Annotated in this window: 11 protein-coding genes; 5 read left to right on the top strand and 6 right to left on the bottom strand. The window is 63.0% G+C overall.

The window, feature by feature from the left end; all coding sequences use genetic code 11:
• Nucleotides 1-6: 6 nt before the first annotated feature.
• Nucleotides 7-1338 carry an MFS transporter gene (locus S4A8_RS03585; RefSeq protein ID WP_353219061.1) on the bottom strand — a complete coding sequence of 444 codons (1332 nt, stop codon included), beginning with the start codon at nt 1336-1338 and terminating at the stop codon, nt 7-9.
• Nucleotides 1339-1691: 353 nt separating this feature from the next.
• A complete protein-coding gene (locus S4A8_RS03590; RefSeq protein WP_353219062.1) occupies nt 1692-2900 on the bottom strand; it encodes an argininosuccinate synthase in 1209 nt (402 codons plus the stop codon).
• Nucleotides 2901-3051: 151 nt separating this feature from the next.
• Here S4A8_RS03590 and rnt point away from each other — a divergent pair, with 151 nt between their 5' ends.
• Both rnt and S4A8_RS03600 read left to right on the top strand, forming a co-directional pair.
• A complete protein-coding gene (rnt, locus tag S4A8_RS03595; protein ID WP_353176815.1) occupies nt 3052-3708 on the top strand; it encodes a ribonuclease T in 657 nt (218 codons plus the stop codon).
• Between the two features lie 209 nt (nt 3709-3917).
• Complete coding sequence (locus S4A8_RS03600) at nt 3918-4685, top strand: lysophospholipid acyltransferase family protein (RefSeq protein ID WP_353219063.1); 768 nt, start codon at nt 3918-3920, stop codon at nt 4683-4685.
• Here the strand turns inward: S4A8_RS03600 and phaZ are convergent.
• The 3 genes from phaZ to S4A8_RS03615 form a co-directional block, all read right to left on the bottom strand.
• A complete protein-coding gene (phaZ, locus tag S4A8_RS03605) occupies nt 4639-5541 on the bottom strand; it encodes a poly(3-hydroxyalkanoate) depolymerase (RefSeq protein ID WP_353219300.1) in 903 nt (300 codons plus the stop codon). The two genes, S4A8_RS03600 and phaZ, sit on opposite strands and share 47 nt — an antisense overlap.
• A 177-nt stretch (nt 5542-5718) precedes the next feature.
• The gene (locus S4A8_RS03610; protein WP_353219064.1) at nt 5719-6567 is read right to left on the bottom strand and encodes an alpha/beta fold hydrolase; all 849 of its coding nucleotides are present in this window, start codon (nt 6565-6567) and stop codon (nt 5719-5721) included.
• Nucleotides 6551-8257, bottom strand: a complete 1707-nt coding sequence (locus S4A8_RS03615; protein WP_353219065.1) for a PHA/PHB synthase family protein — start codon at nt 8255-8257, stop codon at nt 6551-6553. The genes S4A8_RS03610 and S4A8_RS03615 overlap by 17 nt, the downstream gene beginning before the upstream one ends.
• 144 nt (nt 8258-8401) lie before the next feature.
• Between S4A8_RS03615 and S4A8_RS03620 the strand changes: the two genes are divergently transcribed.
• From S4A8_RS03620 to S4A8_RS03630, 3 genes are all read left to right on the top strand, one after another.
• Entirely contained in the window at nt 8402-9742 is a 1341-nt protein-coding gene (locus S4A8_RS03620; RefSeq protein WP_353219066.1) for a YihY/virulence factor BrkB family protein, read from the top strand.
• 79 nt (nt 9743-9821) lie between these two features.
• A complete protein-coding gene (locus tag S4A8_RS03625; protein ID WP_353219067.1) occupies nt 9822-11477 on the top strand; it encodes an AMP-binding protein in 1656 nt (551 codons plus the stop codon).
• Between the two features lie 133 nt (nt 11478-11610).
• Complete coding sequence (locus tag S4A8_RS03630; protein ID WP_353219068.1) at nt 11611-13269, top strand: AMP-binding protein; 1659 nt, start codon at nt 11611-11613, stop codon at nt 13267-13269.
• 300 nt (nt 13270-13569) lie between these two features.
• Here S4A8_RS03630 and S4A8_RS03635 read toward each other — a convergent pair whose 3' ends face one another.
• The gene (locus tag S4A8_RS03635) at nt 13570-14700 is read right to left on the bottom strand and encodes a putative manganese transporter (RefSeq protein WP_353219069.1); all 1131 of its coding nucleotides are present in this window, start codon (nt 14698-14700) and stop codon (nt 13570-13572) included.
• Between the last annotated feature and the right edge of the window lie 108 nt (nt 14701-14808).

The raw sequence follows: 14808 nt of genomic DNA on the forward strand, positions 1-14808 counted from the left end.
TCTTGGTCAAACGCCCGGCCCGTCGGCCTTTGTGGGCGATTCAGCGGGCTCGACACCGGGCGCGGGCCCGGCGTGCAGCTCGTCGAAGATATGCGGCGTTTCCATATAGAGTTCGTGACGCGGGTCGAGTTCCAGAATCGCGGGACTCGTATTGGCCGCAACAATGGTCACGAAGCGGCTCTGATCGGCCACCGGCACGGACGGCGTGGTGAAGCCGCGCCAGAACACGAACAGCGAATACAGGGCAAACACACCGGCCAGAAACACGAACAGCCCGGCCGGGCCCAGACCCTGCATGAAAACCGCCCCCGCTACCGGGCCGATACAGGTCCCTACCCCATACGCCAGCAACAGCCCGGCGCTGGCGGAGATAGGATCGCCCCGATCCATATTATCGTTGATCATGGACAGGCTGATCGGATACAGACAGGCAGCCAGGCCAAACAGCGGCGCGGTGGCCACATAGAGCACGCGTAGATCGTGCGCCCCAACGACGGCCGCCGCGATGCCGGCGAGCGTGGCGATGGTGCTGATCGCGGCCACGGTCAGACGCCGATCGAAATGATCGGACAACCGGCCGATCGGCCACTGGATCGCCATGGTCGCCAGTACAGCGAAGGCCATGTAACGCGACACCTCGGCCAGACTCATGCCGATATCACTGGCATACACGGGCGCGAGCGTGCTGAAACCGGCCACCAGCGCGCCGCCCGCGATACCCCCCAGCAGCCCACTGGGCGATAGCGCATAGAGCTGGCGAAAACGTAGCCGGTCGGCCGTATCCGGCGCGGGTGCTTCCGAGCGCGTGAGCGCCAGCGGCACCAGCGACATGACGATGAGGATCGCCACGATCGTGTAGATCGGATAATCGTCGGTTTCGCCCAGCGATACCAGATATTGCCCCAACGCGGCCGCGAAGAAGAAGACCACCTGGTAGATGCCCAGCAGCGCGCCGCGCGTCGCATGGGTTGCGCGCCCGGAGATCCAGCTTTCCAATACCATGATCAGCCCGGCGGCACAGAAGCCAACCAGCACGCGCAGCACGGCCCACAGCGCACCGTCGAAGAACAGCGGGTGAATCAGCGACGCCGAGCAGGCGACGGCGGCAAACGCCGCAAACGAGCGAACCTGGCCAACCCGCCGAACCAAACGGGTGGCAAACAACGAGCCGATGACAAAGCCAACGCTGTGACAGCCCAGCACCAGGCCGACCTGCAGCGTCGACAACCCGTCTACGCCCAGCTCCACGGCCACGACCGTGGTCAATAGCGACGTGCCGGCAATAAACAGCGTAAGGCTGGCGAACATCGCCGCCAGCGAAACGATCACCTGACCCATGGTTTGCGCTCTCGGGACCGGCCCAGGGCCGGCGGCTGTCTGCGCATCGACCCATTCGATGCGCGCGCCATTCTATGTACGGATCGGCCGCCACGACAGTCTCGATCGCGCACGACTCGATCGTGCGCGGCCCGTCGTGATTCACGTTGTGATTAAGGCGGCATGAAAAAGTAATTGTTCGGGTTAATGACGCGCCCAAGCAAACGCTTGCGCGCCGCGGCCGAACAACGCCACCGCGAGCCACCTCGGCTGTTTTGGTGCCGAATCAATATAACGGCAGTTTGGCCAGCCGCTTTCGGCTATCCGCCACCCGGCATGAAAATAATTTCACGCCGGGTGACCGAGGCCCGAATTTAGCGCTGGCGATGGCCCAGACGCAGACGCAGCGCGTTGAGTCGAATGAAGCCCGCAGCATCCTTCTGATCGTACGCGCCGCGATCGTCCTCGAAAGTGGCGATCGCCTCGTCGAACAGGCTGTCGCTTTCCGAGGCCCGGCCGACGATGGATACGCTGCCCTTGTAGAGCTTCACGCGCACGGTGCCGTTGACGTGGGTCTGCGACTTGTCGATCGCGGCCTGCAGCATCTCGCGCTCCGGCGAAAACCAGTAGCCGTTGTAGATGAGCTTGGCATAGCGCGGCATCAGCTCATCCTTGAGATGCGCGGCTTCGCGATCCAGGGTGATCGACTCGATCGCGCGGTGCGCGCGCAGCATGACCGTGCCGCCCGGGGTTTCGTAGCAACCGCGCGACTTCATGCCGACATAGCGATTCTCGACGATATCGATACGGCCGATGCCGTGCGCGCCGGCGAGCTTGTTGAGCCTGGCCAGCACCTGATACGGCGTGAGCGTTTCACCGTCGATTGCCACGATATCGCCTTTTTCGAAGGTCAGATCGACCTGCTGCGGCGCATCGGGGGCGTCTTCGGGGGCCACGCTCCATTCCCACATCGCCTCTTCGGCGGGCGTCCACGGATCTTCCAGCACGCCGCCTTCATAGGAGATATGCAGCGCATTGGCATCGGTGGAATACGGGGAGCCCCCATCCGCCTTCTTGCGGATATCGATGCCGTGCTCCTCGGCATAGGCCAGCAGCTTCTCGCGCGAATTCAGATCCCATTCGCGCCAGGGGGCAATCACCTTGATGCCGGGCATGAGCGCATAGGCCGACAACTCGAAGCGTACCTGATCGTTGCCCTTGCCGGTGGCACCGTGGGCGATGGCATCGGCGCCGGTTTCGCGCGCGATCTCGACCAGGCGCTTGGAGATGAGCGGGCGCGCAATCGACGTGCCCAGCAGATACTCGCCTTCGTAGATCGCGTTGGCCCGAAACATCGGATATACGAAGTCGCGCACGAACTCTTCGCGCAGATCGTCGATGAAGACCTCCTTCACGCCGAGTTTTTCGGCCTTGGGGCGAACTTCGTCGAGTTCCTCGCCCTGGCCGATATCGGCAGTGAAGGTCACCACCTCACAGTCGTATTCGTCCTGAAGCCACTTCAGGATCACGGAAGTATCCAGGCCGCCCGAATAGGCCAGCACTACTTTGTTGACGTCGCTCATAGGCTTGCGGTTTTGACTGTTCGCGGTGAATGGCGGTGCAAACCGCGCATTATACGCACGCCGCGCGCTACAGCCATCGCCCGGCCGGTAGCAGGCAGATCCATACGCCGACATCGCCCCGACGGACACGCCGGGCTGCTACTATCGCGCCATGACAGATATTCACTCTTCCGAAACCGCGCTGCCGGTCATGGCACAGCGTTTTCGCGGCTTTTTGCCCGTGGTCGTCGATGTCGAAACCGGCGGTTTCAATAACGCGACCGACGCCCTGCTGGAAATTGCCGCAGTGACGGTCGATTTCAATGCCGAGGGCCAACTGGAACTGCGCGAGTCGGTGTCCTACCACGTCGAGCCGTTCGAGGGCGCGAACATCGAGCCCGCCTCGCTCGAGGTCAACGGTATCGACCCGCACCATCCGCTACGGCCCGCGCTGCCCGAACGCGAAGCGCTGGCCCGCGTATTCCGCGTGGTGCGCACCATGGTCAAGGACACCGGCTGCAAGCGCGCGGTGCTGGTCGGCCACAACGCGCATTTCGATCTGGGCTTTCTCAATGCCGCAATCGCGCGCACCGGTATCAAGCGCAGCCCGTTTCATCCGTTTTCCTGTTTCGATACGGCGACCCTTGCCGGGGTCGCGTTCGGTCAGACCGTGCTGCGCCGTGCGGCCACCGCCGCGGGTATGAGCTGGGATAACGATGCCGCCCATTCGGCACGCTATGACACCGAACAGACCGCCCGGCTTTTTTGCACTATCGTCAATCGCTTTCGTCCGATCTACGAAAACATCCCGCCGCTGCCACAGGAGTGAGCACGCAGGCGACAGACCTCGATCCGGCCATGCGTATCGCTGTCACGCGATAGCACGCACACGGGTGCGCCGCAGGGTGGCCCATTGTTAAAAAATCGCTTTCCCAATCGCGGGCTTGCCCGGGCCACGCCAAGCGGCTAACTTGTGCCCGCGATATGGCCGACTCATCTTTTTCCGCTGCCCCGCGTCCGCTGCTCGGACGGCTGGGAATGTGCCTCAAAGCCGCACGCCTGACCGGCTTGCTGTTGCTTGGTGTCGCGCTGTGCCCGTTCGTGCCGCTGATCGGCAACCGCTCCTGGAAACTGGTGCGCTGGTGGCACGGACGCATGCTGCGCGTGCTGGACGTATCGCTGGATATCGACGGCGAACTGCCGGCCGGGCCCGTGCTGATCGTGGCCAATCACTGTTCCTGGCTGGATATCGTCGTGCTCGGGCACGCCTTCAATGCCTCGTTCGTGTCCAAAGCCGAGATCGACGGCTGGCCCCTGGTGGGCGCATTCGCACGCGCCGCTGGCACGCTGTTTCTCAGCCGCGGCGCGGGCAAGACCTCGGAAACCTCGGCCAAGATTCGCTCCGTGCTCGATGCCGGGCGTTCGGTTTTGTTGTTTCCGGAAGGCACCACCACCGCCGACCCGATGCCCAAACGCTTTCATGCCCGGCTGTTCGCGGCCGCTATCGAAGGCGAATATCCGGTGCTGCCGGTCGCACTACGCTACTGCGATGACACCACCCCGGCCGATATGCACCATGCGCTTGCGCCCTGGGTGAACGAAGCCGCCTTGTGGCCGCATTTTCGCGATCTGTTTCGTATCCACGACCTGCGCGCCCAGGTGCGCCTGTGTGCGCCCATCGACCCGCGCGGCTACGACCGGCGCAGTCTGGCCGAGGCCAGCTATGTGGCGATCAGCCATCGCCAGTCGATGGCGGCAATCAAGGCCCGGCGTCGGGCAATGCGCGAGTCGCAGTCAGCGGCTTGAGCGTGCCGTCGGGCGGCAGATTCTGGGCCGCGTAATAATCCTGCCCATCCGTGCCGTCGTAGCGACGCTCGTTGATAAAGCGCTTGATCACGGCCGCGCTTTCGTTCGCGCGTACCAGCAGGAACAGATGCCCGCCGCCGCGCACGATATGCAGATACGATTTCGGGATCAGCCAGTACAGCAGCCGGATATTGACCATCGGCATGACCGGGTCGTCATCGCCGCCCATGATCAGGGTCGGACAACGCAAGCGGTGCAGCCGATGCACGCTGGTCCAGCCCAGCCCGGCGATGAGCTGGTTGAGATAACCACGCGTGGACGGGTCCGGTGAAAAATGGCCGTTACGCTCCAGCAGCTCCGGCCGGCGCCGCATCAAGCCGCCGTAGAGCGTGGGCGCGAGTTGGGCCAGATTTTCGTTCTTCTGAAACCGACGTGCATTGGTCAGGCGCTTGAGCACGTTCGAACGCGCTGGCAGCGCGAGCATGCCGGTCGAGGTCGCCGCCAGCACCAGGCGATTGGTGCGATCCGGAAAATCGAGCGCGAACTGCTGGGCAAGCGCCCCGCCCCAGGACACGCCCGCGATATTGAGCGGCATATCGTAGCCGAGCCGGTCGAGCAGCCGTGCGGCCAGGCGCGCAAGCCAACGAAAACGGTGCGGCACGGTCAACGCGGGGGAATCTCCCGCGCCCGGCACATCGAATACGATGACTTCCACATCGTCGAGGGCATTGACCAGCGGCAGGGTCATGTCGAGATTGGCGCCAATGCCGTTGAACAACAGCATCGGCCGGCCGCGCCCGCGTCGTACACCCACCCGCAAACGCACGCCATCCACGTCGATGAACTCGACCTGCATTCTCGTGCGCCGACGCAGCACGCTCAGATTGGGCGGCAAACTGCGTCGAGGCGCGGTATTGTCAGCGACCACTGCGCTCACGGGCTCCCCTCGACATCATGATTCGAACGAGTATGCCGCAATGCGACATGCTCGAGTCTACGACTTTTGCCGCAGTGCAATATAAATTGCAAGCGATCAGAACACACTATTCTGATCGGCTGCGGTGATCGCAACCTTAGCTTCGAGGAATTCATCGAGCATGCGAACCACCTCGTCGGTGCGCTCGAGCACGAACCAATGGCCCGCGCCGCGCAGGATTTCCAGGCGCGCCTGCGGCAACAACAGCGCCAGCACGCGCGCGTTGACGGTGGGCACGATCGAGTCGTCGTCTCCGGCCATGACCAGCGTGGGCACGTTCAAGCGATGCAGCCAGGGCAGGCTGCTGAAACCAGTCAACGCATACAACTGGGCGGCATAGCCACGCCGGGTGGGCGCGCTCGCCCGGCTCATGGCCTGCGCGATTTGCTGGCATTCGTCGTTGCGCCGCCCGCCGAACACGGTCCGTGCCTGTTCGGCATCGGGCGCTACGCGGCTGAGCGCATCCGGGCGCGCCAGGCGCATGAGACTGGCCAGGCGCCCCGGAAACATCAGCTGCCCGCTGGCGGTTGCCGCCAATACCAGCCGGCGCACCCGATCGCGCTGCGAATGGGCGAACTGCTGAGCGAGCAACCCGCCCCAGCCAATGCCCATGACATCGACTGGCCGCGTGAGCCCGTAGTGATCGAGCAGGCTCGCGAGCAGCTGGGCGAGCGCGGGCATGCGCCGCATGGTGGTCACATCCGCGGACGTCCCCACGCCGGGCAGGTCGAAACACAGCACCGGCCGCCCCAGCGCAAGCGCGAATTCGTCGAGTATCTCCAGGTTGGCCGCGAAGTCGTTGCACAGCAACAGCGGCGTGCCATTATCAGGCACGAAGGCGGTATGCAGGCGCTCACCATCGAGCGCGACATGCTCGACTCGACGCGGCTCAGATCTGGCGGACATAACGCCCCGGGGCCGGATCGAGCGGCTCGTGGGTTTCATTGCCATAGACCGTGGGTGCGGCGATACGCTCGCCGCCATGGCATTCGGCCCAGCGGACCCAGGCCGGCCACCACGACCCCTGTTGCTCGCGCGCGCCCCGCCGCCAGGCAGCCGGGTCCAGGCTGTAATCATCGTTGACGTAGAAACGCGTACTCTCGTCGCCCGGCGGGCAAAGGATCGACTGCACGTGCCCGGCCGAGCCCAGCACGAAGCGCATATTGGTGCGAAACATCTGCATGGAGCGATAGCAGGCCTGCCAGGGCGTGATGTGGTCGCGCGCCCCGGCGACCACGAACACATCGCGATCGATGGCGGCAATATCGATATCTACGCCATCGATACTGAAATCGGCACCCCGGCGCAGGCGGTTGCGGCGATAGACCATCAGCAGATCGGCATGCAACGCGGCTGGCAGGCGGGTGGTATCGCTGTTCCAGTACAGCACATCGAAGGCGGGCGGGTCGTTGCCCAGCACGTAGTTGTTGACCACGAAATGCCAGATCAGATCATTCGGGCGCAGCCAGGCAAAGGTGCGTGCCATGTCGGCGCCGTCGAGTACGCCGGAAAACTGCGAACGCGCCAGCGCGGCGGTTACGGCCGCATCGTCGGCAACCCGCGCCAGACGCCGGCTGCGCGGCGAATCAAGCATGGTCACGAATAACGACAGACACGAGACTTTCGCCTGTTCGCCGCGCCCGGCCAGCCAGGCCAGTGTGACGGCCGCGGTCAGCCCGCCTGCACAGGCGCCGACCAACTTGACCCGCTGGTCGCCGCAAATGGCGCTGACGATATCGATGGCTTCGGCGGTGGCCCGCACATAAGCGGCCAGATCCCAGTCGCTCTGGGTCGCGGTCGGGTTGCGCCAGGAGATGGTGAACACCTGCTGGCCGGCTTCCAGGGCATGACGTACGAAGCTCTTTTCGGGCGACAGATCGATCACGTAGTACTTGTTGATCTGCGGCGGGCAGAACAATACCGGCTCGGCATCGACCTCGGCGCTGCGCGGGCTGTACTGGATGAGCTCGAACATGTCGTTGCGATAGACCACCGCGCCCTCGGTAGCCGCGATATTGCGCCCCAGCCGGAAGGCGCTGGTATCCACCTGGCGCGGCAAGCCGCGGTTGGTGCGCAGATCCTCAAGCAGATGGCGAATACCGCGAATGATCGATACGCCGCGCGTGCGCGTGGCCGCATCGTAAAAGCCGGGATGGGTCACGAACAGATTGCTCGGCGCGCCCGCGGCCACCAGATGCTCGGCCACGAACAACAGCCGTCGGCGCTGATCGGTGCCGATCCGCAGGCCGTGCACGAGCTCGAGCAATGCGCTCGACCAGGCCAGATAGCCCTGCAGCAGGCGTCGAAACGCCGGGTTCTCCTGCCAGGCAGGATGGGTAAAACGCCGATCGTCGGGGGCCGGGCGCAGGTGCGAACGACCCAGCGCGATCCGCGTCATTTCCAGCGATAGCGAGGCCTGGGCGCGGGCCAGGGAAATCGGATGCAGCGCCAGTACGCGCAGCAGTTCGCCGGCCGAGGACAGTGCCTCGCCCCAGCGCGAGCCGACAAAGGCCTGGGCGCCGTTGAGATCGCGCAACGCCCGCGGCGAGCCGTCGTTGGCGCGTGTGATTTCGGTATCGAAAGCGATCGCGTTCATATGAAAACGGCCCTGAGCAATGCCTGGCCAGATCCGGCAAGGCGCAGCGGCGCGCGCTTGCCGGCGATTCGTACGGGCGCTGCGAGCGCAGCCGCCAGAGATGGTTACAATGCCTATGCATCGCTACCAAGGGCAACTCGACGCATGCTGACCCGGATTCGCAACCGTTTCAACGAGGCCATTTGGGAGCCCGACCTGGAAACGCGCTCGGGCCCCAGGCGCTGGGGCATCATGAGTGTTCGTATTGGCCAGATCCTGGTGCGCGACTTTCAGGACGGCCAGATCACGCTGCGCGCAATGGGCCTGGTCTATACCACGCTGTTATCGCTGGTGCCGCTGCTCGCACTGGCGTTTTCCATGCTCAAGGCATTCGGCGTGGACAATGCGCTGCGCCCGGTCCTGCACCGCTTTCTCGCACCGCTGGGCGCCCAGGCCGACGAGATCATCGACAAGATCGTCGGTTTTGTCGAAAACGTGCAGGTGGGCGTACTCGGCGCGATCGGCGTGGTACTGCTGATGTATTCGGTGATATCGCTCATCCAGAAGGTCGAGGCCGGCTGCAACTACATCTGGCAGGTGCGAAAACTGCGCTCGCTGGGACGGCGCTTTACCGAATATCTGAGCATTCTCATCGTCGGCCCACTGGTGGTGCTGGCAGCCAGCAGCATGACCGCATCGCTAACCAGCAATACGGTGGTCGAATACCTGAGCACGATCGAGCCGTTCGGCACCACGTTGTATGTGGCCGGGCGGCTGGTGCCCTACGTGCTCTACAGCATCGGCTTTACGCTGCTCTATGCGTTCATGCCCAACACCAAGGTGAACTGGCTCGCTGCGCTGGGCGGCGGCGTGTTCGCGGGCGTGCTTTGGCAGACCGCCAGCCTCGGCTTTGCCGTGTTCGCCTCCAATTCCAGTAATTACAACGCGATCTATTCCAGCTTTGCCATCCTCATTCTGATGCTGGTCTGGCTGTATGTGTCCTGGCAGATCATGCTGCTGGGCTGTCGCGTGGCGTTTTTGCTCCAGCATCCGGAGCAGCTGACCCGCGAACCCTACCCGCCGCGTCTGGGTGCGGCCGATCGCGAGCGAATCGCGCTACTCATGATGGGGCTGATCGGCTACAACTTCATGCACGCCAATCCCCCCTGGCAGATCGCGCGGCTGTCGCGTTATCTGCGCGTCGCGCCCGATCATATCTATTCGATCGTCGACCAGCTGGTGGCCGCCAACATGCTCATCGAAAGCGGCGATACCACGGTCACGCTGCTGCCGCGCCAGGATATCGAATGCCTGAAGGTGGACGCGATCCTGGCGGCCGTGCGCAGCGGCGATCCCAATGCCGCGCCGGTACCACGCGACGATCGTCTACATCGTGAGGTGGACGACTGGATTTCGCGTAATCTGGAGGCCAGAGCACAACTATTCGGCCAACTATCGCTGCGCGAGCTGGTCCGTGCGAGTATGCGCGAACGGGACACGGTCTAGGCAGACCACAAGGGGGAAGCGCCCGTTACGGCTGCTTGGCATGCCGGACGAGCCGAACAAGACGCCAGAGGGAGGGCATATGGAAAAGAACTGGTTCGAAAACTATCCGATCGGGGTCAAGCAGGATATCGACACAAGCGCGTTCGATTCGCTTGCGCATGTCATCGAGCACAGCTGTCGCGAACATGGCGACCGCGCTGCCTTTTCCAACATGGGTCATACCCTGACCTACAAGGAAATCGAGGCCGAGTCGCGCGCATTCGCGGCCTATCTGCAACAGACACTGGGCATGCGCCGGGGCGAGCGTATCGCCATCATGATGCCCAACTGCCTGCAGTACGCCACCGCCTTGTTTGGTGCGCTGCGCGCGGGGCTGGTGGTGGTCAATATCAACCCGCTGTATACCGCGCGCGAACTCGAGCACCAGCTCAAGGATGCAGAAGTGCGCACCCTCGTGGTGATGGAGAATTTCGCCGCGACCCTGGAAAAGATCTACGACAACGTGCCGGTGGAAACCGTCATCACCACCCAGCTCGGCGACATGCTGTCGCCGATCAAGCGCGTGCTCACCAATTTCGTGGTCAAGCGGGTCAAGAAGATGGTGCCGGACTGGGAGCTGCCCGGGGCGACCGACTTCAAGACCGCCCTCAACGTCGGCCGTTCGCAACAGTTCGAGCCGGTGGAACTGGGCGGCGACGACCTCGCCTTCCTGCAATACACCGGCGGCACGACGGGCCCGGCCAAGGGCGCGATGCTCAGCCATGCCAATGTGGTGGCCAACGTCTTGCAGTGCCAGGAATGGTTCAAGCCGGAAATGAGCGACGAGGGCGAGCTGATCATCACCGCCCTGCCGATGTATCACATCTTCGCGCTGACCGTGAATACGCTGGTCTATTTCTCTGTCGGCGGCCACAACGTGCTGATCACCAATCCGCGTGACATGCTCGGTTTCGTCAAGACACTCAGCCAGTATCCGTTTTCGGCCATCACCGGCGTGAATACGCTCTATAACGGCCTGCTCAATACCGACGGCTTCGCGGAGCTGGACTTTTCCACGCTCAAGTTTTCGATGTCCGGCGGCATGGCCACCCAGGAACCGGTCGCCGAGCGCTGGGCCCGGGTGACCGGCAAACCCATCATCGAAGGCTATGGCCTGTCCGAGACATCGCCGGTGGTCAGCTGCAATCCGCTGAATACGAAGAAGTTCAACCACTCGATCGGCCTGCCGCTGCCCTCTACCGAAGTCGATATCCGCGATGACGACGGCCATAGCCTGTCGATCGGTGAGCCGGGCGAGCTGTGCGTGCGCGGCCCGCAGGTGATGAGCGGTTACTGGCGCAAGGACGACGTCAACGCCGAGGCCTTCACCGAGGATGGCTTCTTTCGCACCGGTGATATTGCCCGCCAGGACAGTGGCGGGTTTTTCTATATCGTGGATCGCAAGAAAGACATGATTCTGGTGTCGGGCTTTAACGTCTATCCCAACGAAATCGAGGACGTCGTGGCCGGCCACCCGGATATTCTGGAGGCGGCCGCGGTCGGTGTGCCCGACGAAAAATCCGGCGAAGCAGTCAAACTGTTCGTGGTTAAAAAACGTGCCAACCTGAGCCTGGATGCGGTACGCGACTACTGCCGCGAGAACCTGACCGCCTACAAGGTACCCAAGCACTACGAGTTCATCGACGAAGTGCCCAAATCCAACGTTGGCAAGATACTGCGCAAGGAATTGCGCTGAAGAACGCCGAACCCGCACCGATCACGCCGCGATAATGGTTTTTCCCATGCATTCGCGGCGTGACTGCGATACCGTAGACGATGCCTGTGCGTTCGCGCGCGCCGGCGACATCGCCGACCCATGAGGAGAATTCGTGAATAAAATCTGGCTGGACCGTTACCCCGAGGGCGTCGCCAAGGAAATCGATATCGACTCGAGCGAAACGCTCGTCGATCTGATCGAAGGCGGCTGTCGTGAGTTCAATTCCGCTGTTGCCTTCAGCAACATGGACTGCGAACTCACCTATGCCGATATCGAGGCCCGCAGCCGCGATTTCGCTGCCTATCTACAGAACGATCTCGGTTTTTCCAAGGGCGATCGCGTCGCGATCATGATGCCCAACCTGCTCCAGTATCCGATTGCGCTGTTCGGCATCCTGCGCGCGGGCATGGTGGCGGTGAATGTGAACCCGCTCTATACCGCGCGCGAACTCGAACACCAGCTTTCCGACTCGGGCGCACGCGCGATCGTGATCGTGGAGAACTTCGCCGCCACGCTCGAACAAATCGTCGACAAGGTGCCGCTGGAAGCGATCATCACCACCCAGATCGGCGATTGCCTGCCCAAGGTCAAGGGTACGATCGTCAACTTCGCGGTGAAATACGTTAAACGCATGGTGCCCAGCTTCAAGCTGCCGGGCGCGGTCAAGTTCAACGATGCGATGGCCAAGGGCGCCAAACAGACGTTCAAGCCGGCAGGCGTCAAACCCGACGATATCGCCTTTTTGCAGTACACCGGCGGCACGACCGGCCTGGCCAAGGGCGCAGTGCTACTGCACAAGAACATGGTCGCCAATATTGCCCAGGCCCAGACCTGGCTCGATCCCTGGACCGACAAGGGCAAGGAACTGATCATCACGCCCCTGCCGCTCTACCATGTGTTCGCGCTCATGGCGAACTGCCTGGTGTTTTTCCAGCAGGGTGGCAAGAACGTGCTGATTACTAATCCGCGTGATATTCCGGCGCTGGTCAAGGAATTCGAAAAGCATCAGCCCACCGCCTTCACCGGCGTGAACACCCTGTTCAATGCGCTGGTTAACGACGACGGCTTCGCCAAACTGGATTTCTCACGCCTGAAGATCACCCTGGGCGGTGGCGCCGCAGTACAGCGCGCGGTGGCCGAGAAATGGAAAAAGATCACCGGCATTCCGCTGATCGAGGCCTATGGCCTGACCGAAGCCTCGCCGGGTGTGTGTATCAACCCGCTCGACCTGGATGACTACAACGGCTCCATCGGCCTGCCGCTGCCCTCCACGGAAGTCTCGATCCGCGACGACGACGGCAACGAAGTCGGCGCCGGCGAGCCGGGCGAGCTGTGCGTGAAAGGCCCGCAGGTGATGGCCGGCTACTGGAACAAGCCCGAGGAGAACGAAAAGACCTTCTTCGGCGAGCACTTGCGTACCGGCGACGTCGCCAATTACGACGACCAGGGCTTTTTCTATATCGTCGACCGCAAGAAGGACATGATTCTGGTGTCCGGCTTCAACGTCTACCCCAACGAGATCGAAGACGTCGTCGCCCAGCATCCGAAGGTACTCGAAGCCGCCTGTATCGGCGTCGAGAACGAAAAGACCGGCGAAGCGGTGAAGGTCTTCGTGGTCAAGAAGGACGACAGCCTGACCGAGGACGAACTCATCGAGTTCTGCCGCAAGGAGCTGACCGGCTACAAGGTGCCCAAGCAGGTCGCCTTTATCGACGAACTGCCGAAGTCCAATGTCGGCAAGATTCTGCGCAAGGATCTGCGCGACAAGTAACCGGCACGCACCCATGACGGTGCATGCTGACCAGATCGAGGCCGCTGCGCATTACGCCAGCGGCCTTTTTGTTGAGGCAACCATCGCCTCAAGGTCACCACGCCCATCCGGTGCCGGGAGGCCAACACCGTTCGATCACAGCGATATCGTAAGCGACCCAATCGACCCGGTTCGATACAGCCGGCACCAGCCCGCCAGTCTTTCGACCAGGTATGAGACGCAATCGACTGCACTCGGACAGACGCCGGCGAGCCCATGCCCGCGACCGGGCCGGGCCCGCCTGGCAAACGCGTTATCGCGTCAGTATCCCAGCGCGAAGGCGCCGTACCCCACCAGCAAGGCTGGAATCGCCGAGTAGAGCGTGGCCATCACGGCTGCTTTCGGCGCCAGCGCGATCGCGGGAAACAAGGCATCACCGTCGTTGGCGATTGCATTGGCCAGCAGCCCCGATAGCGGCACGACACCGCTCAGATAGAGTGTGGTCAGCAGGATCTGCGGCCCGCAACCGGGAATGAAGCCGACCAGCACCCCGACCAGGGGCATGACCGGTGCGGCCGCCACGAACCAGGCCTCGGGGGCGATACCGGTGGCAACAATACCCAGCTCGAACAACAGAAAGGCGGCGATCACCCACACGGTTACGAAGGTGGTATCGAAGCGCGATTGGCGTGCCCAGGCCAACGGCCCGGATGCCACCGATACCGGATCGGTCCGACCTGCGGCCGGCGGCCTCACAACGCCGCGCGTGCGCGGCTCGTCGATACGCGATGCCCACAGGGCCGTGGCTGCGATCGCGGCCCCACAGCCGAACCAGGTCACCGGCTCGTAGACGGCAAACCCGCCAAACCAGGCGTTTGGTTCCTGCTGAAAGGCAATCGCCACCGCCAACGGTACGCCCGCGGCCAACAACCCCAGCCAGGCGCGGTCAATGGTCAGCCCGAAACGGCCTGGCCCGACGACACAGGAACCCTGAGCCTGACTGGCAACGGGCCGCGGCCGCAGATAATCGCGCCCATGCAACCGGTCGATCGCCCAGCCGAACGCCACCGCACACAGCCAACTCACGCCGAGCACCACCCCGGCGGTCTGCGGCGAGGCGGCGATGAGCAAGAATGCGGCATCTCCCATGGTCGCAATCAGCACTGCCACCAAGGCGCCGAAGCCGATACGCCCATTCACGAATTGGGTGACCACGATGATCGCGCCGCCACAACCGGGCAAAAGACCCAGACACGCCGCGATCGGCACCTGCCCGCGGCCGGCCTCGGCCATCCGCGTATTCAGATCGAAGGCAAAACGCTGCTCGAGCGCATAGATCGCGATCAGCGTGGCGGCCACGAAGACCGTGACCTGCAGATAGGCCTCGGCCAGCGTATCGCGCACGAGCAGCCCGATGTCGGTGCCGCTGGCGACCAGCAAAGACAAAATCAATGGCACCAGCCAACGGGCATTGAAACGCGCAGCGCCAGCAAGGCCACGACGCGGCGCTGAAATAGCTATTAGCGCTGTTTCTTTCATTTTGCAGTTATTGTTAGCCTT

The organism is Salinisphaera sp. S4-8, assembly GCF_040361235.1.
Lineage (GTDB): Bacteria > Pseudomonadota > Gammaproteobacteria > Nevskiales > Salinisphaeraceae > Salinisphaera.

Bases quoted from the DNA above. Each gene is read 5' to 3' on its own strand.
- phaZ (WP_353219300.1), bottom strand. From the start codon at position 5,541: ATGCAGGTCGAGTTCATCGACGTGGATGGCGTGCGTTTGCGGGTGGGT.
- S4A8_RS03620 (WP_353219066.1), top strand. From the start codon at position 8,402: ATGCTGACCCGGATTCGCAACCGTTTCAACGAGGCCATTTGGGAGCCC.
- S4A8_RS03600 (WP_353219063.1), top strand. From the start codon at position 3,918: ATGTGCCTCAAAGCCGCACGCCTGACCGGCTTGCTGTTGCTTGGTGTC.
- S4A8_RS03610 (WP_353219064.1), bottom strand. From the start codon at position 6,567: ATGTCCGCCAGATCTGAGCCGCGTCGAGTCGAGCATGTCGCGCTCGAT.
- S4A8_RS03615 (WP_353219065.1), bottom strand. From the start codon at position 8,257: ATGAACGCGATCGCTTTCGATACCGAAATCACACGCGCCAACGACGGC.
- S4A8_RS03590 (WP_353219062.1), bottom strand. From the start codon at position 2,900: ATGAGCGACGTCAACAAAGTAGTGCTGGCCTATTCGGGCGGCCTGGAT.
- rnt (WP_353176815.1), top strand. From the start codon at position 3,052: ATGACAGATATTCACTCTTCCGAAACCGCGCTGCCGGTCATGGCACAG.
- S4A8_RS03585 (WP_353219061.1), bottom strand. From the start codon at position 1,338: ATGGGTCAGGTGATCGTTTCGCTGGCGGCGATGTTCGCCAGCCTTACG.
- S4A8_RS03625 (WP_353219067.1), top strand. From the start codon at position 9,822: ATGGAAAAGAACTGGTTCGAAAACTATCCGATCGGGGTCAAGCAGGAT.